Source organism: Pseudonocardia sp. Ae717_Ps2 (assembly GCF_001932475.1).
Lineage (GTDB): Bacteria > Actinomycetota > Actinomycetes > Mycobacteriales > Pseudonocardiaceae > Pseudonocardia.
The window spans coordinates 2,710,968-2,732,188 of sequence record NZ_MCIS01000001.1 but is presented as its reverse complement, the minus strand read 5'-3'; the positions used below and the strand labels follow the sequence as shown (position 1 = coordinate 2,732,188).

Below are 21,221 nucleotides of genomic sequence, written 5' to 3'. Positions count from 1 at the left end.
GAGGATGGGGACATGACCGACACGAACGTCTCCCTGCGTGACATCCAGGCCCCGCTCAAGCAGCAGTACCGCGACGACCCGGAGTCGGCGGTCATCACCCTCAAGGCCGACGGCGAGCTCGGCTCCGGTGTGGCGTGCAAGGTCTCCACCGGCCAGGCGATGGCCGAGGCGGGCCTGCACCCGGCCACCGGCGGCGACGGCACCCAGCTGTGCTCGGGCGACATGCTGCTGGAGGCCCTGGTGGCCTGTGCCGGGGTGACCCTGCGCGCGGTGGCGACCGCGCTGGAGCTCGAGGTGCACGGCGCCGTGCGGGCCGAGGGCGACCTCGACTTCCGCGGCACCCTCGGCGTCGCGAAGGACGCCCCGGTCGGGTTCCGGGACATCCGGCTGTCGTTCGACGTCGACATCCGCGACGGCGACGCGCCCGCGGCGCAGGACAAGGTCGCGACCCTGGTGAAGCTGACCGAGCGGTACTGCGTCGTCCTGCAGACCATCCAGGGCAGCGCGACCACCTCGGTCGCGGTCAACCCGGCCGCCTGACCCCGCCACGCCACCACCGCGCCGCCACGGACGGTGAACCCCCGGACGCCGGGAGCCACCGCCGTCCGGCGGGCACCGGACAGCGCCGAACGGCCGTACGTCCTGGTCGGACCGGGTCTGCGCACCACCGTCGCCCGCCGGTGACGTTCCGCTCGTCGCGCGTCACCGTCGGTTCGGCGCCTCGCACGCTCCGAGGTCTCGGGCCTCCGCCGAGGGCCTCCGTACGGTTGATCCGTCCAGGAGTTCGTGACGGGGTGTGCCCGGCGCCGCGAGGAGCGGCGGCGGGGCGCGCGCGGCAGGTGAGACGTGATCAAGCTGGCGGACGCGCTGACGTCCGGGGATCACGTGTGCGCGGTCCCGGACAGCACCGAGCACCTCGGGGAGCTCGCCGCCGCCTACGTCGGGCACGGTCTCGACCGGGGCGAGCGCATCCTCTACTTCGACGACGACGGTGCCGCCGACGTCCTGCTCCGCCGTCTCGCCGAGGACGGCGTCGAGGTCGACGACCCGCTGCGCCGCGGCCAGCTGGAGATCCTGCCCGCCGAGCGGACCCGGCAGACCTTCCGCACCCCGCTCGCCGACGTGTACGCCGGGATGGCCGACGAGATCGTCCGCTCCCGTGAGCTCGGCTGGAACGGCACCCGGATGACCGGGCAGATGCACTCCGTGCTCGACGCGGGCGCCGCCGGCACCCTGCCCGAGTACGACGGCCTGCTGGCCCGGCTGGTCCGCGAGAGCGCGGGCGGGCTGACCGCGCTGTGCACCTACGACGACCACTTCCCCGCCGAGCAGGTCGACATCATGCGTGCCCTGCACCGCGACCACGTCCCGTGCTCCACCGCCTACGACGACGGCCTGCTCCGGATCGTCCGGCTCGGCACCGGTCACGCACGGCTGGCCGGCGAGGTCGACCACAGCAACCGCTCGAAGATCACCTCGCTGCTGCACTCGGCGCTGGACTCCACACTGCGCTCCGCCGACGCCTCCCCCGACATCGGCCTGGACATGGCCTCGGTGCGGTTCATCGACGTCGCCACCGCGGTCGCGCTGGTGCACGCCGCCGAGGGCTTCCCGGCCACCCACCGCCTGGTGCTGCACCGGGTCCGGCCGCGGGTGCTGCGGGTGCTCGAACGCTGCGGTGCCGCGTTCTCCCCCCAGCTCGTGTTCGACGACCGTCCGCCGGCCCCCGAGGTCGTGCATCCGGGAGGACGGGACCGGTGAAGGTCAACGCCGCTCCCCGCCCGCCCGGCTTCCGGCACGCCCTGGTGCACGCCGACGACCCGGTGGAGCTGCTCGCCGCCGTCGTCCCGGCGGCCCGGGCCGCGGCGCGGGACACCGGTGCCCGGGTCGCGCTCGACCTGCCGGCGCCGCTGGAGCAGGCGCTGCACGACGAGCTCGGCGACGAGGTCGAGCTCGGCAGGCTGACGTCGCTGACCAGCTCGGCCCGGGAGTCCGGACAGACCGTCGCCGCCTGGCGGGCCCGGGAGCTGCGTGCGCTGACCTCGTCGGGCCGCCCGGTGCTGGTGGTCTCCGCGCACGACCCGGACCTCGACGGGGTCGACGGCGGGTTCTGAGTCGAGCTGGAGGCCGCGCTCAACATCTCCCTGGCGGGGCTGCCGGTGCTGCAGGTGTGCGCCTACCCACGGCTGCCGCTGCACGGCGCGGTCGGCGAGTCCGCCGAGGTCAACCACCCGCTGCGGCTGCACGCGTCCGGGCTCGCCGCGAACCCGCGGTACCGCCCGCCCGCCGAGGCGGTCGCGGCCCTGCCGATCGCGCCGCCGCACCTGCTCGGGCCGCCGGACGTCACGCTGTCCTACAACACCTTCGAGCTGTCCCGGGTGCGCGACGCCGTGACCGAGGCCGCCCGGGCCTGCCGGTTCGACACCACCCGCGGCGAGGACATGGTGCAGGCGGTCAACGAGATCGCCACCAACGCCGTCGAGCACGGGTCCCCGCAGGCGGAGCTGTCGGTCTGGGCACGCGACGGCGAGCTGGTGTGCGAGGTCCAGGACAGCGGGGTGATCGCACTGCCGCTGATCGGGCTCGCGCCGCCGCACCCGTCGCAGGCGCGGGGGCGCGGGACCTGGATCGCCCGGCAGCTCTGCGACAGCCTGCACGTGTGGCGGGCGCCGGACGGCACCCACGTCCGGCTGCTCTCCCGGGCCTGAGGCAGATCTCACGATCCGCCCCCACCCGGATCTCACACCGTGGGCACTGCTGGGCTATCCTCGCAAGCGACGACACCACACGGAGACGCCGCCCGCCGTCCGTGTCGGTGCGGTTCCGTCGTGCCCGCTCCGCGATCCGAGGCCTCCCGCCCGGCGCGCCCCGGCTCTGTGCGGAGCCGACCGCGGGCCGAACGCCACGACCGATCCGGGGAAACGGCCATGTCCGACGACGATCACTGTCGATCCAGTGAGCAGATCACTCCCACCTCCGCCCCGCACGTGCGAGTGCTGGGCTCGTTCGGGCTGCGCGCGGACGACCGCGCCGTCCCGCTGCCGGTCGACTCCCGTCGCCTGGTCGCCTACCTCGCCGTGCACCGGCGTCCACAGCCGACGGCGGCGCTCGCGGCGACCCTGTGGCCCGGGGTCGGCCCGGTCCCCGCGGCCCGGCTGCTGGACGAGGCCGTCGCCGGCGTCGACGTACCGGGGCTGCTCGACGCCGACCACCTCGGGCGGCTGCAGCTCGCCGACGACGTGGTCGTCGACCTCACCGAGGCCGTGCTGCTGATCCGCGGGCTGTCCGCGCCCAGCATGCTGCGCACGGTGCGCGAGATCGGCGCCCCGGAGACCACGCTGCTGGAGTCCGACATCCTCCCGTCGTGGACCGCGCCGTGGATCGCCGTGGAGCGCGAGCGGTTCCGCCAGCTGCGCCTGTCCGCCCTGGAGGGTCTGGCCGGCACGCTCACCGCCGCCGACCGGCACGACGACGCCGTCGCCGTCGCGCGCCGGGCCGTCGCCACCGCCCCGAGCCGCGAGCGGTCGCGTCGCGCGCTGGTCGAGGCTCTGCTCGCCGGCGGGCACGTCGCCGACGCCCTCGCCGAGTACGAGGAGTTCCAGCGGCTGTTGCGCAACAGCGTCGGCGCCACCCCGGACTCCGAGCTGGACCGCCTGCTCGCCCCGCTCGACGCGGGCTGGCCGCTCGGCCCGGGTCTGCACCGCCCGACGCAGCGCCTCACCGTGGGCATGCCCGGCATCTCCCGCGGCCCGCAGCGGTCGCGCCGGGTCGTCGCGGGGAGCCCGGCCAGCGCGCGCTGAGCGACCGCACCGCGACACGCCAGGACACACGCAAGGACAGACACGGAGGGGGCGCGACCGGTCGGTCGCGCCCCCTCCGTCGTGTCCGGGTCCGTCCTTGGACGAGGTGCGTCGTGGACAAGGTGCGTCGTGGACGAGGTCTGCCCGGACGAGGTCGCCGGCAGAACGGGCTCAGTGGAACTGCGGGCGACGCTTCTCGCCGAATGCGGCGAGCCCCTCGGCACCCTCCGGGCCCGCGGCGCAGGTCGCGATGGAGTCCGCCTCGGCCGCCAGCTGTTCGGCGAGGCCCCGGTCCCATCCGTCGGCCAGGAGCCCGCGGATGCGGCCCAGCGCGGCCGTCGGGCCCTGGGCGAGCCGGTGCGCGACCGCGGCGGCCTCCTCGGCGACCCGGTCGTCGTCGACGACCGAGGCGAGCAGTCCCAGCTCGGCCAGCGTCTCCGCGTCCAGGACCTCGTCGGTGAGCAGGACCCGGCGCGCCCGCGCGGCGCCGATCAGCCGCGGCAGTGTCCAGGTCATCCCGCCGTCCGGGGAGAACCCGATGCCCGGGTAGGCCGGGCGCATCCGGGTCGAGGTCCCGCCGACGGCGAGGTCGCACGCCAGCGCGATGCTCATGCCCGCGCCGGCCGCCCAGCCGCCGACCGCGGCGACCGTCGGCACCGGGCTCGCCGCCAGCGGGCGCAGCATCGAGTGGAAGGTGTCGGCGAGGGAGTGCACGTAGGCGTAGCGGTCCTCGGCGCCGGCGAAGGCGCGCACGTCACCCCCGGTGCAGAAGTTCTCGCCGTCGCCGTGCACCAGGACCGCACCGGTCTCGGCCGGGTCGAGCGCCAGCAGCGCCTCGGCGACCTCGGCCACCGCGGGGCCGTCGAGGGTGCCGTGGCGGCCGGTGGAGATGCGGCAGCGCAGCACGCGCCCCTCGCGGGTCAGCGCCGGGGCGCTCGTCGCGGCGCTCACCCGAGCGCCCGCAGCTTCGGCGCGACGTCGGTCGTGAACTGCTCCAGGAACCGGCGCTGGTCGTGCCCCGGGCCGTGGACGACGAGGTGGTTCAGGCCCGCGTCGAGGTAGGGCTTGATCTGCGCGACGGCCTCGTCCGGGTCGGAGGCGACGATCCAGCGCTTCACGACCTGCTCGATCGGCAGCTCGTCGGCGAGGCGCTCCATCTCCCGGGAGGAGTCGACGGAGTTCTTCTGCTCCGGGGTGAGCGACAGCGGCGCCCAGAACCGGGTGTTCTCCCGGGCGGCGTCGGGGTCGCGGTCGTAGCTGATCTTGATCTCGATCATGCGGTCGATGCCCGAGGCGTCGCGGTCGGCCTTCTCCGCGCCCTCCTCGACGGCCGGGATCAGCTTGTCGGTGTAGAGCTCCATGCCCTTGCCCGAGGTGCAGATGAACCCGTCGCCGAAGCGGCCGGCGAACCGCGCCACCATCGGACCGCCCGCGGCGACGTAGATCGGCACCGGCTGCTCGGGCCGGTCGTAGATCATCGCGTCGACGAAGGTGTAGTACTCGCCCTCGGTACTGACCGACTCCTCGGTCCACAGCGCGCGCATCATCTTCACGGCCTCGCGCAGCCGGGCGAAGCGCTCCTTGAACTCCGGCCACTCCCGCCCGGAGACGGCGATCTCGTTGAGCGCCTCACCGGTGCCGACGCCGAGCGCGACCCGGTTGCCGGTGAGCAGCGCCATCGTCGCGAACTCCTGGGCGAGCACCGCGGGGTTGTAGCGGAACGTGGGGGTCAGCACCGAGGTGCCGATCTGCACCCGCTTCGTGCGCTCCCCCACCGCCGCCATCCAGGGCAGCGCGGCCGGGGCGTGGCCGCCCTCGTGCCGCCAGGGCAGGAAGTGGTCCGACGCCCAGACGCTGTCGAGCCCCAGCTCCTCGGCGAGCACCGCGTACTCGACGAGGTCGCGGGGGCCGAACTGCTCGGCCGACGCCTTGTACCCGATCTTCAGATCCACGGGTCCGTCCTTCTCACGTGATCGCCCGGCGTCCGGTCTGCGGGGCGCCGTTGGTCCTGCAGGTCTTGCTACACCCCGGGAGCGTCCGGCGCAGCACCGCGGCGCCCGCGACACACGGGCGGTGACCGGGACCACGCGTCGGACGCGGTGCCCGGTGCCGCGACGTGAGTGCCGGGCGGGGCGCGGCGGGCGGGGCTCGTACGATCGACGACGTGTTCGACGCCTCCGCCCCGGACGAGATCCCGCTCCCGCCCGAGCCCGAGGAGGAGTACGGGTACGAGCCCCCACCGGAGGACGCCTGGGCCGCCGCACCCGCACCGGCCCGTGAACTGCCCGTCCCCGAGCGGGTGCACAGCAGCGACCCGCACGAGATCCTGCGCCGGGTCTTCGGCTACGACGCGTTCCGCGGCGAGCAGCAGGCGATCGTGGAGCAGGTCGTCGGCGGCGGCGACGCGCTGGTGCTCATGCCGACCGGTGGCGGCAAGTCGCTGTGCTACCAGGTCCCGGCGCTGGCCCGGCCCGGGACCGGTGTGGTCGTCTCCCCGCTCATCGCGCTGATGCAGGACCAGGTCGACGCGCTGCGCGCGCTGGGGGTGCGGGCCGGGTTCCTGAACTCCACCCAGGACGCCGACGAGCGCCGCCTCACCGAGCAGGAGTTCCTCGCCGGGGAGCTGGACCTGCTCTACCTCGCCCCCGAGCGGCTGCGGGTCGAGTCCACCGTCCGGCTGCTGGAGCGCGGTCGCATCGCGCTGTTCGCGATCGACGAGGCGCACTGCGTCGCGCAGTGGGGGCACGACTTCCGGCCGGACTACCTGCTGCTCTCCGAGCTGCCGAAGCGGTGGCCGGACGTCCCGCGGATCGCGCTGACCGCGACCGCGACCGACGCGACCCGCACCGAGATCGGCCAGCGCCTGGAGCTGACCGATGCGCGCCACTTCGTGGCGAGCTTCGACCGGCCCAACATCCAGTACCGGATCGTCGCGAAGAACGAGCCGCGCCGCCAGCTGCTGGAGCTGCTGCGCGCCGAGCACGCCGGGGACGCGGGCATCGTCTACTGCCTCTCGCGGCGCAAGGTCGAGGAGACCGCGGAGTTCCTCACCGCGCAGGGAATCCGGGCGCTGCCCTACCACGCGGGGCTCGACGCGTCGGTGCGCCGGGAGAACCAGTCCCGGTTCCTGCGCGAGGACGGCCTGGTCATGTGCGCGACGATCGCGTTCGGGATGGGCATCGACAAGCCCGACGTGCGGTTCGTCGCGCACCTGGACCTGCCCAAGTCCGTGGAGGGCTACTACCAGGAGACCGGCCGCGCCGGGCGCGACGGCGAGCCGTCCACGGCGTGGCTGGCCTACGGGCTCGCCGACGTCGTCCAGCAGCGGAAGATGATCGACGACGGCGAGGGCGACGCCGCGCACAAGCGGCGCCTCGCCCAGCACCTCGACGCGATGCTCGCGCTGTGCGAGACCACCGAGTGCCGCCGGGCCCAGCTGCTGCGCTACTTCGGGCAGAAGCCGGCGTCGGAGCGGTGCGGGAACTGCGACACCTGCCTGACACCGGTGTCCTCGTGGGACGGCACGGTCGCGGCGCAGAAGGTGCTGTCGACGGTGTGGCGGCTGAAGAAGGAGCGCAACCAGGAGTTCGGCGCCGGGCAGGTCGTCGACATCCTGCTGGGCAAGCACACCCCGAAGGTCGACCAGCACCGCCACGACGAGCTGTCGGTGTTCGGGATCGGGACCGAGCTGAGCGACGTCGCCTGGCGCAACGTGCTGCGCCAGCTGGTCGCGCGGGGGCTGCTGACCGTCGGCGGGAACTACTCCACCCTGCGGTTCACCGACGAGTCCCCGGCCGCGATGCGCGGTGAGCAGAAGGTCATGCTGCGCACCGAGCCGGAGCGCACCGCGCGGCCGTCGCGGTCGCGGGGCGGCGGGTCGAAGCCGGCCGTGGAGATGCCGGCCGAGGTCGCGCCGGTGTTCGAGCGGCTGCGGGCCTGGCGCGCGGCGACGGCGAAGGAGCAGGGCGTCCCGGCCTACGTGATCTTCCACGACGCGACGCTGCGCGAGATCGCGACACGGTCCCCCGCCGACCGGGCCGCGCTCGGCACGATCTCCGGGATCGGCGAGGGCAAGCTCGCCCGCTACGGCGACCAGGTGATCGACGTGCTGCACGGGGCCGGCTCGTGACGCGCCCGCTGATCGGCATCAGCTGCTACAGCGAGCGGGCCGACTACTGGATCATGCGCGACGACGACGTCGTGCTGGTCCCCCGCACCTACGTCGACATGGTGCTGGCCGCGGGCGGGGTCCCGGTGCTGCTCGCGCCGGTGAACGGCGCCGAGGAGGCCGTGGACGCCCTCGACGGGCTGCTCCTCACCGGCGGCCAGGACGTCGACCCGGCCCGCTACGGGCAGGTGGCCGGCGCGCACACCGACACGCCGCGCACCGGGCGCGACGCCGCCGACGTGGCGGCGCTGCACCGGGCGCTCGGCCGCGGGATCCCGGTGCTGGGGGTGTGCCGCGGGCTGCAGCTGCTCAACGTGGCGCTCGGCGGGACGCTGCACCAGCACCTGCCCGACGTGGTCGGCGCGGAGGTCGCCGGGGCGCACTCGGCCGGTCCGGGGGTGTACGCGCCGGTGCCGGTGCTGACCGAACCGGGGACCCGGGCCGCGGAGATCCTGGGTCCGGGCACGGTGACGGTGCGCTGTCACCACCACCAGGGGGTGGACCGGGTCGCCCCCGGGCTGCGGGTGTCCGCCCGCGCCGGGGACGTCGTCGAGGCGCTGGAGTGGAGCGACCCGGCCGGCCCCAGCGGCCCCAGCGGCCCGGACGCGCCCTGGGTGGTCGGTGTCCAGTCCCATCCCGAGCGCGACGCCGAGGACCTGCGCCTGGCCCGCGCCCTGGTCGCCGCCGCCACCCGGGCCCGCAGCCGCGCCTTCCGCCCGGTCCGCCTCGCCGGCTGAGCCGGATCCACACCCCCTGTCGGATGTCCACACCCGCCACGACGGGTGTGCCTACCGAACAGGGGGTGTGGACGCGGGCAGCGGGTGTCCGCGATCGGGGCCAGGCTGTGGGGTCATGACGGAGATGGGGACGACGACGGGTGTCGACTGGAGCTCCGAGCTGCTCGCTCAGCTGACGTTCCACTGGGAGACCGCACTGCGCCCGCGGCTGGCCGGGCTCACCGACGACGAGTACCACTGGGAGCCGGTACCCGGCTGCTGGGGCGTGCGCCGCCGCGGGGAGTCGGTGACCCCGCCGGGGGCCGGACCGGGCGACTGGGTGATCGACTTCGCCTTCCCGGCGCCGGAGCCGCCCCCGGTCACGACGATCGCCTGGCGGATCGCGCACGTGGTCGTGGGGGTGTTCGCGTTGCGGTCGCACTCCCACTTCGGCGGCCCGGCGGTCGACTTCGACTCCTACGACTACCCCGGCACCGCGGCCGCGGCCCTGGACGCCCTGGACACCGAGTACGCCCGGTGGACCGCCGGGGTCGCCGCGCTCGGCTCCGACGGCCTGGCCCGGCCGTGCGGACCGGCCGAGGGGCCCTACTCCGACGCGCCGCTCGCGACGCTGGTGCTGCACATCCACCGCGAGGTCCTGCACCACGGGGCCGAGATCGCGCTGCTGCGGGACCTCTACCGCGCCCGCGCCTGAGCAGCCCGCCGAGCGGAGCGCCTACTCTGTTGCACAACGACATCCGGCGGTGCGACGGACGACGGGGGGCCCGCAGTGGGACAGGACACGGACACGGGGCGGACGACGGCGGGGCCGGTCACACGATCGGGTCCCCGACGCGCGGGGGCTGTGCTGCTCGCCACCCTGCTCGGCCTGCTGGCCGTCCTCGTGCTGCTCTGGGTCGTCCTCGCCCAGGCACTCGCGCTGGCCCCGATCGGCTGGTGGGGGCCGCTGCTGCAGGACGCGACGTCGCAGGGGGTGCTGATCGTGCACGGGACGCTGCGCGACGGCCTCGGCGTGTGGAACGTCGTCCTCGCCCTGGTCGGCGTGGCGGCCGCCACCGGGATGCGGGCGCTGTCGCGGCGTCGCCGGGCCGGCTCGGTGTTGATCGGCCTCACCGTGGCCGCCACGCTGGTGGCCGCGGGCACCTACACGGCGCTCGTGGTGAGCGTCGCCCGCGACGGCGGCGGGCTGCACCTGTTCTCCCCGGTCTCCCCGGTGCCGGTCGCCGCGCCCGGGCCGGACCGCACCGTCGAGTTCGGTGCTCCGGGCGGGACCCCGCTGCTCGCGGACCTCTACCTGCCCCGGCCCGGCGGGGGTCCCGCGCCGGTGCTGGTGCGGGTGCACGGCGGCGGCTTCGTGCAGGGCTCGCGCGGGCCGTCGTCGTACAACCGGTTCCTCGCCGACAACGGGTACGCCGTCGTCGACGTCGACTACCGGCTCGCGACCGAGGAGGTGCACAACTGGGACACCCAGGTCGGCGACGTCGGCTGCGCGCTCACCTGGGTCGGCACCGCAGGCCCGGGGCTCGGGCTGGACACCTCGCGGGTCGGGATCTTCGGCGAGTCGGCGGGCGGAAACCTCGCGGTCAACGCCGCATACCTCGACCGCGCCGGGACCCTGGCCCCGACCTGCGGTGACCGCGCCGCGCTGCCCCTGGTGCGGGCGGTCGCCGGGATGTACCCGGCGGTCGACCTGACCGCCACCGAGCCGTTCACCGCGATCGGGCGCCAGGTCGGCGCGGCCTACGTCGGCGGGTCGCCGGAGCAGTTCCCGCAGCGCTACGCGTTCACCGACTCGATCACCCATGCCCGGCCCGACTCGCCGCCGACGCTGGTAGTGCAGGGCTCGGCGGACCACCTCGTCCCGGCGGCGCCGGTGGCGCGCTTCACCGCCGCGATCGCCGATCTCGGCATCCCCACCCGCTACCTGCAGCTCCCCGGCCTCGAGCACGGCGCCGGGGACGGGCTCGGCACCGTCACCCCGGGCACCGAGCTGCAGCGCGCGGCGCTGCTGTCCTGGTTCGACCGCTGGGTGCGCTAGGGCCGGCCAATCCGCTTGAGCACCGGCGGCAGCTCCCCGCTGTGCAGCACCCCGAGCCGCTGGGTGGCTCGGGTGATCGCGACGTAGAGGTCGTTGAGCCCGCGCGGGGACTCGTCGAGCATCTCCTGCGGCTCCACCACGACGACGGCGTCGAACTCCAGCCCCTTCGACGCCGCGACCGGGAGCACCACGACCGGCGCGTCCAGCTCGGACTCCCCCTCGGCGGGCTCCGGGGTGGTGAGCCCGGCGGCGTCGAGGACGGCGCGGACCCGGTCCAGGCGGCCCTGCGGCGTGAGGACGGCGGTGTGCCCGTCCCCGACCGCGTCGCGCTCGGCGCGCACCCGCTCGACCAGGACCCGGTCCCCGTCGGCCCCGGCGGGCAGCGCCACCGCCCATGGCGGGACCCCGGTCGAGCGCACCGACGACGGCGGCTGCAGCGAGGCGTCGATCTCGGCGAGGACGTCGTCGGCGACGTCGGCGATCTCCGAGGGCGTCCGGTAGTTCACCGTCAGCTGCTCCAGCCGCCACCGCCGTGCCACGAACGGTGACAGCACCTCGTCCCAGGAGCCCGCACCGCCGCGGTCACCGGTCTGGGCGATGTCCCCGACCAGGGTCATCGACCGGGCGGGGGCGCGGCGCATGACCATCCGCCAGGCCATCGCCGAGAGCTCCTGCGCCTCGTCGACGATGATGTGGCCGTAGGTCCACTCACGGTCCGCGGCCGCCCGCTCGGCGGTGGAGTCGTAGCGGGAAACCTGCATGCGCTCGGCGAGCCGGTCGGCGTCGATGATGTCGGTGGCGCGCAGCAGCTCGGGGTCGAGGTCCTCCTCCAGGTCGAGCACGTCGAGCACGCCCTGGGCGTACTCGACCTCCTCGCGCAGCGCGGCGGCCTCGGCCGCGGCCTGGGCCGCGCCGTCGTCGCCGAGCAGCTCGGCCGCCTCGTCGAGCAGGGCGACGTCGGCCGGGGTCCAGCGCAGGTCCGGGGGCACGTCGGGGCCGGGCGCCGGGCGCTCCAGCAGCGCCCGCTCGGGCGCCGGGATCCGGCGGGCCACCGAGTTGAGCCGGCGGCGGTCGGCGAACAGGTCGGTCAGCAGCTGCTCGGGCGACAGCGTCGGCCAGAGCTCCTCCAGCTGCGCCGCCACCTCGGCGGACTCGGCGAGCTCGTCGCGGATGTCGTCGACGTCGCGCCGGTCCAGCAGACCGGACTCGCCGCCGCCGACACGGCGGGCGACCTGCTGGGCGAGCAGCCGGAGCAGCTCCTTGCGGAAGATGCGGCGGGCCTCGTTGTGCGGCTTGCGGGAACGCCGGGCCCGGGTACGGGCCTGGGCGACGGTGTCGCGGTCGAACACCACCCGCTGCTGCTCCACGACGAGCTCGACCGGGCTGCGCGGCAGCTGCTGCCGGTCGCGCACGGCGGCCGCGATCACCGGTGCCATCTCGGCACGGCCCTTCAGCTCCGCCGTCGCCGGGGACTCGGTGCGGCGCGCGTCCAGGCCGGGGAACAGCTGCGCGACGGTGCCGAGCACGACGCTGGTCTCCCCCAGCGAGGGCAGGACCTGCCCGATGTAGCGCAGGAACGTCGGGTTCGGCCCGACGACGAGCACGCCGCGGCGGGCGAGCCGGTCCCGGTGGGTGTAGAGCAGGTACGCCGCGCGGTGCAGCGCGACCGCCGTCTTCCCGGTGCCGGGCCCGCCCTGCACGACCAGCACGCCGGACGGCTTCGACCGGATGATGCGGTCCTGCTCGCCCTGGATGGTCGCGACGATGTCGCCCATCCGCCCGGTACGGGCCTGCGACACCGCGGCCAGCAGCGCGGCCTCGCTGGTGAGCCCCGACCCGGAGCGGGCCCGCTCCTCCTCGGTCATCTCGGCCAGGTTGAGCGGCTCGTCGTCGATCGCCACCACCTGCCGGAGCCGTGTCCGCAGGTGCCGGCGCCGGCGCATCCCCTCGGGGTTCGCGGCGGTGGCGGTGTAGAACGGCCGGGCGGCGGGCGCCCGCCAGTCCATCAGCAGCGGCTCGTACTCGTTGTCCTCGTCGAGCAGGCCGATGCGGCCGACGTAGCGGATCTCGCCGTCGTCGGCGTCGAGCCGGCCGAAGGCCAGCCCGTGCTCGGCGGCACGCAGCCCGGCGAGCCGGTCGGTGAGCATCTCCGCGGCGGCGTCGCGCTGGGTGATGGCCTGCGGGGTGCCGACGGTCTCCTCGCGCAGCGTGTCGGCCAGCCGGCGCGCGGTGTCGCGGCGGCGGTCCTCGAGCTGCTCGTAGAGCATGGCCACGTAGGACTGTTCGTGTGCCAGCTCCGGGTCGACCGGCGCGGCGGGGTCGGCCGCGGCAGCCGGGGAACCGGCAGCGGAAGTGGGTTCGGGCACGGCGCGGGGATCCTCCACCGGGGGGACGTACACGACACGTCCGCGCGGTGGCAGGGCGAGCCTGTCGCCGACGGAGCGACTGACCAGGCTACCAGCGGTGCACGACCGACCGGTACGTGACGGGCCGGGGTCGTCCGGCCACCGTCCGGCTGCCCCACCGTCCGGCGACCCACCGTCCGGCGGAGCGGCCGGACGGCGGAGCGCCGGGCGCGGTCAGCCGCGGACCCGCGGGGCCCGCCCGTAGGGCTGCTCCACCGGCTCCACCCACTCCGGGGTGGGGGTCGGCGCGGTGGCCGGGGCCTCGCCGTCGAGCGCGATCGGGTCGCCGTGGTGGCGCAGCCGCATCGGGGCGCCGTCGGTGAGGCGGTACTCGGTCTCCTCGGGGGTGATCGAGACCCGGATCCGGCGCCCCTGCCACTTCAGGCCGAACGAGATCCGCGACAGCGACGTCGGGAGCACCGGCGCGAACGACAGCCCGTCGGCCTCGCAGCGCATCCCGCCGAAGCCCAGCACGACCGCGGTCCAGGTACCGGCCATCGACGCGATGTGCATGCCGTGGTCGGTGTTGCCCGCGAGGTCCTGCAGGTCGACCAGCGCGGCCTCGGCGAGGTACTGGTGGGCCAGCTCCAGGTGCCCGGTGCGGGCGGCCATCACCGACTGGGTGCACGCCGACAGCGACGAGTCCCGCACGGTGATCGCCTCGTAGTAGGCGAAGTTGCGGCGCTTCTGCTCCTCGGTGAACGCCTCCGGGAAGATCTGCATCGCCAGCACGAGGTCGGCCTGCTTGATGACCTGCTTGCGGTAGAGGTCGAAGTAGGGGTAGTTCAGCAGCAGCGGGTACCGGTCGGCCGGGGTCTCCTCGAAGTTCCACCGCTGGTGGTCGGTGAAGCCCTCGGACTGCGGGTGCACGCCGAGCCGGGAGTCGAACGGGATGAACATGGCGCTCGCGGCGTCGCGCCAGGACGCGATCTCCTCCGAGTCCACCCCGAGCCGCGACGCCGACCGCGGGTGCTTCGCGGCGACCTCCGCGGCGTAGCGCAGGTTCTGCTGTGCCATCAGGTTGGTGTAGACGTTGTTGTCCGCGATCGAGGAGTACTCGTCGGGGCCGGTGACACCGTCGATGCGGAAGTTGCCCGCCGAGTCGTGGCTGCCCAGCGAGCGCCACAGCCGCGCCGTCGCGACCAGCAGCTCCAGCCCGACCTCCAGCTCGAACGCGGTGTCGCCGGTGGCGTGCACGTGCCGTTTGACCGCGTCGGCGATGTCGGCGTTGATGTGGAAGGCCGCGGTGCCCGCGGGCCAGTAGCCGGAGCACTCGTGGCCGCGGATGGTGCGCCACGGGAACGCCGCGCCCTTGAGGCCGAGGGTCTCGGCGCGCTCGAAGGCCAGCGGCAGGATCGACTTGCGCCAGCGCAGCGCGTCCGCCGCCGCCTCCGGGGCGACGAAGGACAGCACCTGCAGGCAGAACGTCTCGGTGTCCCAGAAGGTGTGGCCGTCGTAGCCGTCGGCGGTCAGCCCCTTGGCCGGGATGCAGCGGCGCTCGGCGCGGGCGCCCGCCTGCAGGATGTGGAAGGTCGCGAGCCGCACGGCCTGCTGCAGTTCGGCGTCGCCGTCGATCTCGACGTCGGCGGTGGCCCAGAAGTCGTCGAGGTAGTCGCGCTGCTCGGCGACCAGGCCGTCCCAGCCGGTGTAGCGGGCGGCGGCGATGGCGGCGCGCACCTGGTCGTAGACCGCCGGCAGGCTGCGCCGCGAGGACCAGCCGTAGGCGAGGTACTTGACCACGCGCAGCGACTGGCCGGGCTGCACCCGGGCGATGACGGTGGTGCGGGCGAGGTCCTCGTTGGCGTCGGTGGACACCTGGACCCCGTCCGGGCCGAAGACCTCGTGCTCCATCGCCGCGCCGCAGCGCAGCCCCGACTTGCGGGTGCGGTGCACCAGGGTGGCCCCGGCGTCGCCGGCGCGGGACTGCTCGGGCTCCAGCACGTTGTCCAGCGCGGTGTCCAGGCGTGGGTCGTCGGCGTCGCGGCCGGGCAGCTGCTCGTTCGCGACGAGCTCGGACTGCAGCACCAGCAGCGCCGCGTCACCGGCGGCGCCGCTGCCCTCGTTGCCGTTGCTCACCAGCTCGACCTCGTAGGAGATCGCGGCGACCGCACGCTGGGTCAGCGACACCATGCGGGTGGAGCGGACCCGGACCCGGCGCCCGGCCGGGGACTCCCACTCGACCTCGCGGTTCAGCGTCCCGGCCTGCATGTCCAGCACCCGCTCGTGCCGGTGCAGGGTGCCGTAGCGCAGGTCGAACGGCTCGTCGTCAACCAGCAGCCGGATCAGCTTGCCGTTGGTCGTGTTGATGATCGTCTGCCCGGACTCGGGGTAGCCGTAGCCACCCTCGGCGTACGGCAGCGGGCGCACCTCGTAGAAGGAGTTCAGGTAGGTGCCGGGCAGGACGTGCGGCTCACCCTCGTCGAGGTTGCCGCGCAGCCCGATGTGGCCGTTGGACAGTGCGAAGACCGACTCGGTCTGGCCCATCGCGTCCAGGTCGAGGCGCGGTTCGCGGACCACCCACGGCTCGACGGTGAAGGTGGGCAGGTGGTCGGGCTTCACGAACGCTCCAGCAGGTCGGCGAGATCGGTGACGACGACGTCCGCGCCGTGCTCACGCAGCGCGGCCGCCTGGTCGAGACGGTCGACGCCGACGACGGCGCCGAAGTCCCCCGCGCGGCCGGCCTGCACGCCGGCCAGCGCGTCCTCGAACACGACCGCGGCGGACCGGTCGACCCCGAGGTCGGCCGCGGCGGCGAGGAAGGTGTCGGGTGCGGGCTTGCCGGGCAGGCCGCGCTCGCGGGCGGTGACCCCGTCGACGCGGTGGTCGATGAAGGTCTCCAGGCCGGTGACCCGCAGGATCTGCTCGGCGTTGGCACTGGAGGACACCACCGCGGTGGTGAGGCCGGCGTCCTTCACCGCCTCCAGGTAGCGACGCGACCCCGGGTAGACGTCGACGCCGTCGGTGCGGATGCGCTCCTGCACGAGGTCGTTCTTGCGGGTCGACAGGCCCCACAGGGTCTCGGCGTCCGGGGGGTCGTCCGGCGTCCCCTCGGGCAGCTCGATCCCGCGCGAGGCGAGGAAGCTGCGGGTCCCCTCGAGACGGGGCTTCCCGTCCACGTACGGACCGTAGTCGGTGGTGACGTCGAACGGGGTGTACCCGTCACCGTCACGGGCACGGAGGTACTCGTCGAACATCTGTTTCCACGCCGCAGCGTGGACGCTCGCGGTGTCGGTGAGTACGCCGTCCAGGTCGAACAGGCACGCGCGTGTGCCCTCGGGCAGCCCCAGCATGGCGCGCACGCTATCCGGATCGATGAAGCTCCGTCGCCCCGGGCGGTGCACGCCACTCCCCCGCCGACGGGTGTCACACCACGGGCACGCCCAGCGGCAGGACCAACAGGACGAACGGGGCGCCGGCGGAGGTGTCCGCCGGGACCGCCGGATGGACCTCCACCCGGGCCGCCGGGCCGTCGGAGGCGTCCGGGTCCAGCCGCACGTGGACCGCGCCGCCCGCGCTGTGCGGCTCGATCTCCTCCTGCACCCCGCGGCGGACCGCGGCGAGCAGCGACAGCGGCGGCACCGCGGACGACGGGTCGACCCCGGCCCCGGACGGGTCGTCGAGCTCGGTGGACAGGCGGGCCCCGAACCGGGTCCGTTCGATCTGCAGGTAGGCCCGGACGGCGGCGAGCTCCTCGTCGAGCCGGATCGACGCCTCCCCCGCCCGGTCCGCGGCCCGCGACAGGTCGGCGAAGCCGAGCAGCAGCTCCCGGGCCCGCGGCGGGTCGGTGCGCACCAGCGACGCGATGGTGTTGAGGGTGTTGTAGACGAAGTGCTGCTCCAGCCGGCGCGACAGTGGCCCGTGCCAGGGGCCGTCCGGGGCTGCGGTCGGGACGGCCGTCGGCGCCGCCGGGGCCCCGGGCAGCGGCGGGACCGCGTCGCGCACCCGGATGCGGACGGTCTCGTCGGGGCCGGGGCGCGGTGGGCGCCCGGCCGCGGCGGACGGGCCTCGTCGGGGGGCGCGTCGCGGGCGGCCGGCTCGGCGGCGGAATCCCGGGTGGTCCGCGCGGCCGGGTCGTGGTCCGGCCCGGCTCGGCCGGAGGCCGGGCCCGGGGTGCGGGTGGCGGGGCGCGCGTCGTCGTCGGTGGCCGCGGGCCGGGTGCCCCCGCCGGCGGCCCGCGGCAGCACCACCGTCTCCGGACGCGGACCCGGACCCGGACCGGTCCCGGCCGGCGACGCCCCCGGCCGGCGCAGCGCGACGGTCGGCCGGGACGCCGACGTCGCCCGCCGGGCCGCCTCGATGGCGGCACCCAGGTCGTCGTCGTGCTCGGCGGGCGGCACCAGCCCGCGCCAGGACGGCAGGGCGAGCCGCCCGGCGGCCGTCCGGCCCCGGTGCTCGACCGCCGCGACCAGGCCAGGGGCCAACCAGCGGGCGTCGCCGATGCCCTCCGGCACCCCGAGCGGCGGGGTCCCGGTGGCGGGGAAGCCCACGACGGTCCGGGCGTCGACGTCGGCGGCGCCGATCCCGACGCGGCCCACGTAGCGGAGCCCGTCGGGTTCGGGCAGCGCCAGCAGCACCGCGCCGATCCGCTCCCGGCCCCCGCCGGGGCCCCCGGCCGGCACCCAGCCGGCGACGAGCACCTGCCGATGCCGGCGCAGCGGCACCCGCAGCCAGTTCCGGGTGCGCCGCCCGGGCTGGTAGGGCAGGTCGAGCCGCTTGAGGTGCAGTCCGTCGAGGCCGTAGCGCTCCGCGGTCCGCACCACCAGGTCGGCCTCGTCGAGCCCGAACGAGGGCGGGACCAGGATCTTCGGCCCGGCCAGGCCGAGTGCCTCCAGCTCCGCGCGGCGCCGCCGGTAGGGCAGCTCCAGGGTGCGGCGGCCGTCGCAGAACAGCAGGTCGGTGACGACGTAGCCGATGGGCACCTCGGTCCGCAGGGCCGCGTCCGGGGACACCGTCGCGGTGCGGCGCAGCAGCGGCCCGCGCGACGGACGGCCCGCCTCGTCGAGGGCGACGACGGTGCCGTCGAGCACGAGGCCCCCTGGCGGGGCCTGGTCGCCGAGCACAGCCAGCTCGGGGAAGGACCCGGTCACGCTGCGCGCGGTGGACGACAGCAGCCGCACGCGGCCGGGCCGGGCGTAGGCCACGCAGCGGTGGCCCTCCCAGGCGAACTCGACCGCCCAGCGGTCCGGGTCGACCGCGTCGGTCAGCTCCCCGGCGGCGGGCAGCATCGGCGGGACGAGGTCGGGCATGGGCGCGCCAGGTCCCGCGCCGGCGCCCGACTGCCCGGCGCCGTGCGTCGCACCGCCCCCCACCACGGCATCCACGCTATCCCCCGCACGGGCGAGTGCGGGCGCCACCTCGGCGCTGCGGCGCCCGGTGTCGGGAGTGTCTGCGACGATCGGTCCCATCATGACGCTCACCGACCGGCTGCCGCGCTCCTCCGACCCCGCGACCCCCCCGGACCCCGCCGCGCTGGTGGACACCTTCGCCGAGTGGGCGTTCGACGAGCGCGGCCTGTCGCTGTACCCGGCGCAGGAGGAGGCGCTGCTGGAGCTGGTCACCGGCGCCAACGTGATCCTCTCGACGCCGACGGGCTCGGGGAAGTCGCTGGTCGCGATCGGTGCGCACGCCGCCGCGCTGGCCCGCGGGGAGCGCAGCTTCTACACCGCGCCGATCAAGGCGCTGGTCAGCGAGAAGTTCTTCGCGCTGTGCGAGGTCTTCGGCGCGGACAAGGTCGGCATGCTCACCGGCGACGCCGCGGTGAACGAGAAGGCGCCGATCATCTGCTGCACCGCGGAGATCCTGGCCAACCTCGCGCTCCGCGAGGGCCCCGGGACCGACGTCGGCACGGTGATCATGGACGAGTTCCACTTCTACGCCGACCCGTCACGCGGCTGGGCCTGGCAGGTGCCGATCGTCGAGCTGCCGCAGGCGCAGTTCCTGCTGATGAGCGCCACGCTGGGCGAGACGTCGTTCTTCGCCGAGGACCTGACCCGGCGCACCGGCCGGGAGACCGCCGAGATCACCTCGGTGGAGCGGCCGGTGCCGCTGCACTTCCGCTACGTCGTCGAGCCGCTGCACGAGACGATCACCGAGCTGCTCTCGACCCGTGAGGCCCCGGTCTACGTCGTGCACTTCACCCAGCAGGCCGCCGTCGAGCGGGCCCAGGCCCTGATGAGCGTGAACGTCACCTCCAAGGAGGACAAGGCCGCGATCGCCGAGACGATCGGGGCGTTCCGGTTCACCTCCGGCTTCGGCCGCACCCTGTCCCGGCTGGTGCGCCACGGGATCGGCGTGCACCACGCCGGGATGCTCCCCCGCTACCGGCGGCTGGTGGAGACCCTGGCCCAGGCCGGGCTGCTCAAGGTCATCTGCGGCACCGACACCCTCGGCGTCGGCATCAACGTGCCCATCCGCACGGTGCTGTTCACCGCGCTGTCCAAGTACGACGGGCGCCGGGTGCGCCCGCTCAAGGCCCGCGAGTTCCACCAGATCGCCGGCCGGGCAGGGCGCGCCGGGTACGACACCGTCGGCACCGTCGTCGCACAGGCCCCCGAGCACGACATCGAGAACGCCAAGGCACTGGCCAAGGCGGGCGACGACCCGAAGAAGCGCCGGAAGGTTCAGCGCAAGCAGCCCCCCGAGGGGTTCGTGGGCTGGTCGCAGACCTCGTTCGAGAAGCTGCAGCAGGCTCGCCCCGAGCCGCTGACCAGCCACTTCGAGGTCACCCACGCGATGCTGCTCAACGTCGTCTCACGCGGCGGGGACACCTACGCGGCGATGGAGCACCTGCTCACCGACAACCACGAGCCCCGCAAGCGGCAGCTCAAGCACATGCTGCGGGCGATCGCGATCTACCGGGCGCTGCGCACCTCCGGCGTCGTCGAGCAGTACACCGTGGAGGGCGCGGCCCGGCCGCGCGCCCGGGTGGTCGACGAGCTGCAGCTGGACTTCGCGCTCAACCAGCCGCTGTCGCCGTTCGCGCTGGCGGTGTTCGAGCTGCTCGACCGGGAGTCGCCGACCTACGCCCTCGACGTGCTCTCGGTGATCGAGTCGACCCTCGACGACCCCCGCCAGATCCTCGCCGCCCAGCAGAACAAGGCCCGCGGTGAGGCGATCGCGGCGATGAAGGCCGACGGCATCGAGTACGAGGAGCGGATGGCCCGGCTGGAGGAGGTGACCCACCCCAAGCCGCTGGAGGAGATGCTGCACGCCGCGCTGGAGACCTACCGCCGCGGCGCGCCGTGGGTCGCCGACGCCGTCCTGTCGCCGAAGTCGGTGGTCCGGGACATGAGCGAGCGGGCGATGACGTTCACCGAGTATGTCTCGCACTACCAGCTCGCCCGTTCCGAGGGCCTGGTGCTGCGCTACCTGGCCGACGCCTACCGGGCGCTGCGCCAGACCGTGCCCGAGCACGCCCGCACCGAGGAGCTCACCGACCTCGTGGAGTGGCTGGGCGAGCTGGTCCGCCAGACCGACTCCTCGCTGCTCGACGAGTGGGAGAAGCTCGCCGCCGGTGCGGGGGCCGACGGGGAGGTGCTGCCGCCGGGGGCCGAGGTCGCCGTCGCCACACCGACCGGGGTCACCGGCAACACCCGCGCGTTCCGGGTCATGGTGCGCAACGCGCTGTTCCGCCGGGTGGAGCTCGCGGCGATGGGCCGTTACGCCGAGCTGGGCGACCTCGACGCCGACGCCGGCTGGACCGCCGACCGCTGGCGGGACGCGCTGGCCCCCTACTTCGCGATCCACGACCGGATCGGCTTCGGGCCCGACGCACGCGGGCCCGAACTGTTCGACCTCACCGAGGAGGCCGACCGCTGGCTGGTGCGCCAGGTGCTCGACGACCCGGCCGGCGACCGGGACTGGGCGATCGTCGCCGAGGTGGACCTCGCCGCCTCCGACGAGGCGGGCGAGGCGGTCGTGTGGGTGACGGACGTGACCGACGGGTCCTCGGTCTGACCCGACCGGCCGGTTGTCCGGCACCGACGTAACCCGGTCGGCCCCACCGGGCGGGTCGGATCGGTTACGGTGTTCACCGATCATCCCGATCATGAGGGAAGTCCCTCCCACCGGAGC

Annotated in this window: 16 protein-coding genes and 1 pseudogene; 10 read left to right on the top strand and 7 right to left on the bottom strand. The window is 74.7% G+C overall.

Going from position 1 to position 21,221, the window contains the following annotated elements; all coding sequences use genetic code 11:
* Positions 1-12 precede the first annotated feature (12 nt).
* The 5 genes from Ae717Ps2_RS12690 (at position 13) to Ae717Ps2_RS12670 (ending at position 3,800) form a co-directional block, all read left to right on the top strand.
* On the top strand, positions 13-540 hold the full coding sequence (locus Ae717Ps2_RS12690) for an OsmC family protein (RefSeq protein ID WP_020623540.1): 528 nt from the start codon (positions 13-15) through the stop codon (positions 538-540).
* A gap of 306 nt (positions 541-846) precedes the next feature.
* Complete coding sequence (locus Ae717Ps2_RS12685) at positions 847-1,761, top strand: MEDS domain-containing protein (RefSeq protein WP_075333421.1); 915 nt, start codon at positions 847-849, stop codon at positions 1,759-1,761.
* Positions 1,758-2,114, top strand: a complete 357-nt coding sequence (locus tag Ae717Ps2_RS12680) for a hypothetical protein (protein WP_075306412.1) — start codon at positions 1,758-1,760, stop codon at positions 2,112-2,114. The genes Ae717Ps2_RS12685 and Ae717Ps2_RS12680 overlap by 4 nt, the downstream gene beginning before the upstream one ends.
* A gap of 45 nt (positions 2,115-2,159) precedes the next feature.
* On the top strand, positions 2,160-2,708 hold the full coding sequence (locus Ae717Ps2_RS12675) for an ATP-binding protein (RefSeq protein WP_075333420.1): 549 nt from the start codon (positions 2,160-2,162) through the stop codon (positions 2,706-2,708).
* A 219-nt stretch (positions 2,709-2,927) separates the two neighbouring features.
* A complete protein-coding gene (locus Ae717Ps2_RS12670) occupies positions 2,928-3,800 on the top strand; it encodes a BTAD domain-containing putative transcriptional regulator (RefSeq protein WP_083702351.1) in 873 nt (290 codons plus the stop codon).
* 171 nt (positions 3,801-3,971) lie between these two features.
* Here Ae717Ps2_RS12670 and Ae717Ps2_RS12665 read toward each other — a convergent pair whose 3' ends face one another.
* Positions 3,972-4,751, bottom strand: coding sequence for an enoyl-CoA hydratase/isomerase family protein (locus Ae717Ps2_RS12665; RefSeq protein WP_170917071.1), 780 nt, complete (start codon positions 4,749-4,751; stop codon positions 3,972-3,974).
* The gene (gene fgd / locus Ae717Ps2_RS12660; protein WP_075306417.1) at positions 4,748-5,752 is read right to left on the bottom strand and encodes a glucose-6-phosphate dehydrogenase (coenzyme-F420); all 1,005 of its coding nucleotides are present in this window, start codon (positions 5,750-5,752) and stop codon (positions 4,748-4,750) included. Before fgd ends, Ae717Ps2_RS12665 begins: the two co-directional genes overlap by 4 nt.
* Before the next feature lie 329 nt (positions 5,753-6,081).
* Between fgd and recQ the strand changes: the two genes are divergently transcribed.
* From recQ to Ae717Ps2_RS12640, 4 genes are all read left to right on the top strand, one after another.
* Positions 6,082-7,929 (top strand): DNA helicase RecQ, encoded by a 1,848-nt coding sequence (gene recQ, locus Ae717Ps2_RS12655; protein WP_043280186.1) that lies wholly within the window; start codon positions 6,082-6,084, stop codon positions 7,927-7,929.
* Positions 7,926-8,705, top strand: a complete 780-nt coding sequence (locus Ae717Ps2_RS12650) for a gamma-glutamyl-gamma-aminobutyrate hydrolase family protein (RefSeq protein ID WP_075333418.1) — start codon at positions 7,926-7,928, stop codon at positions 8,703-8,705. The genes recQ and Ae717Ps2_RS12650 overlap by 4 nt, the downstream gene beginning before the upstream one ends.
* A 115-nt stretch (positions 8,706-8,820) precedes the next feature.
* Positions 8,821-9,399, top strand: a complete 579-nt coding sequence (locus tag Ae717Ps2_RS12645) for a DinB family protein (protein WP_083702350.1) — start codon at positions 8,821-8,823, stop codon at positions 9,397-9,399.
* 150 nt (positions 9,400-9,549) lie between these two features.
* On the top strand, positions 9,550-10,743 hold the full coding sequence (locus Ae717Ps2_RS12640) for an alpha/beta hydrolase (RefSeq protein ID WP_075333416.1): 1,194 nt from the start codon (positions 9,550-9,552) through the stop codon (positions 10,741-10,743).
* Here the strand turns inward: Ae717Ps2_RS12640 and Ae717Ps2_RS12635 are convergent.
* The 5 genes and pseudogenes from Ae717Ps2_RS12635 to Ae717Ps2_RS40335 form a co-directional block, all read right to left on the bottom strand.
* Positions 10,740-13,010: an ATP-binding domain-containing protein gene (locus Ae717Ps2_RS12635; RefSeq protein ID WP_198932300.1), complete on the bottom strand. Its 2,271-nt coding sequence runs from the start codon at positions 13,008-13,010 to the stop codon at positions 10,740-10,742. The two genes, Ae717Ps2_RS12640 and Ae717Ps2_RS12635, sit on opposite strands and share 4 nt — an antisense overlap.
* Positions 13,011-13,322: 312 nt before the next feature.
* Positions 13,323-15,707: a glycoside hydrolase family 65 protein gene (locus Ae717Ps2_RS12630; protein WP_075306423.1), complete on the bottom strand. Its 2,385-nt coding sequence runs from the start codon at positions 15,705-15,707 to the stop codon at positions 13,323-13,325.
* Positions 15,704-16,438, bottom strand: coding sequence for a beta-phosphoglucomutase family hydrolase (locus Ae717Ps2_RS39015; RefSeq protein ID WP_043277242.1), 735 nt, complete (start codon positions 16,436-16,438; stop codon positions 15,704-15,706). Before Ae717Ps2_RS39015 ends, Ae717Ps2_RS12630 begins: the two co-directional genes overlap by 4 nt.
* Positions 16,439-16,511: 73 nt before the next feature.
* Positions 16,512-17,090, bottom strand: a complete 579-nt coding sequence (locus tag Ae717Ps2_RS39010) for a histidine kinase (RefSeq protein ID WP_233147539.1) — start codon at positions 17,088-17,090, stop codon at positions 16,512-16,514.
* 455 nt (positions 17,091-17,545) lie between these two features.
* Positions 17,546-18,373: pseudogene (locus Ae717Ps2_RS40335) on the bottom strand (DNA ligase); the annotation flags it as partial.
* A gap of 181 nt (positions 18,374-18,554) precedes the next feature.
* On the opposite strand from Ae717Ps2_RS40335, the gene Ae717Ps2_RS12610 reads away from it, so the two are divergent.
* Complete coding sequence (locus Ae717Ps2_RS12610; RefSeq protein ID WP_075333415.1) at positions 18,555-21,104, top strand: RNA helicase; 2,550 nt, start codon at positions 18,555-18,557, stop codon at positions 21,102-21,104.
* The last annotated feature ends 117 nt before the right edge of the window (positions 21,105-21,221 follow it).

What these genes read in the sequence shown, in the direction of transcription:
- Ae717Ps2_RS12690 (WP_020623540.1), top strand. Translation starts at nt 13, where the DNA reads ATGACCGACACGAACGTCTCCCTGCGTGACATCCAGGCCCCGCTCAAG.
- Ae717Ps2_RS12670 (WP_083702351.1), top strand. Translation starts at nt 2,928, where the DNA reads ATGTCCGACGACGATCACTGTCGATCCAGTGAGCAGATCACTCCCACC.
- Ae717Ps2_RS12645 (WP_083702350.1), top strand. Translation starts at nt 8,821, where the DNA reads ATGACGGAGATGGGGACGACGACGGGTGTCGACTGGAGCTCCGAGCTG.
- Ae717Ps2_RS12635 (WP_198932300.1), bottom strand. Translation starts at nt 13,010, where the DNA reads ATGCTCTACGAGCAGCTCGAGGACCGCCGCCGCGACACCGCGCGCCGG.
- Ae717Ps2_RS39015 (WP_043277242.1), bottom strand. Translation starts at nt 16,438, where the DNA reads ATGCTGGGGCTGCCCGAGGGCACACGCGCGTGCCTGTTCGACCTGGAC.
- Ae717Ps2_RS12610 (WP_075333415.1), top strand. Translation starts at nt 18,555, where the DNA reads ATGACGCTCACCGACCGGCTGCCGCGCTCCTCCGACCCCGCGACCCCC.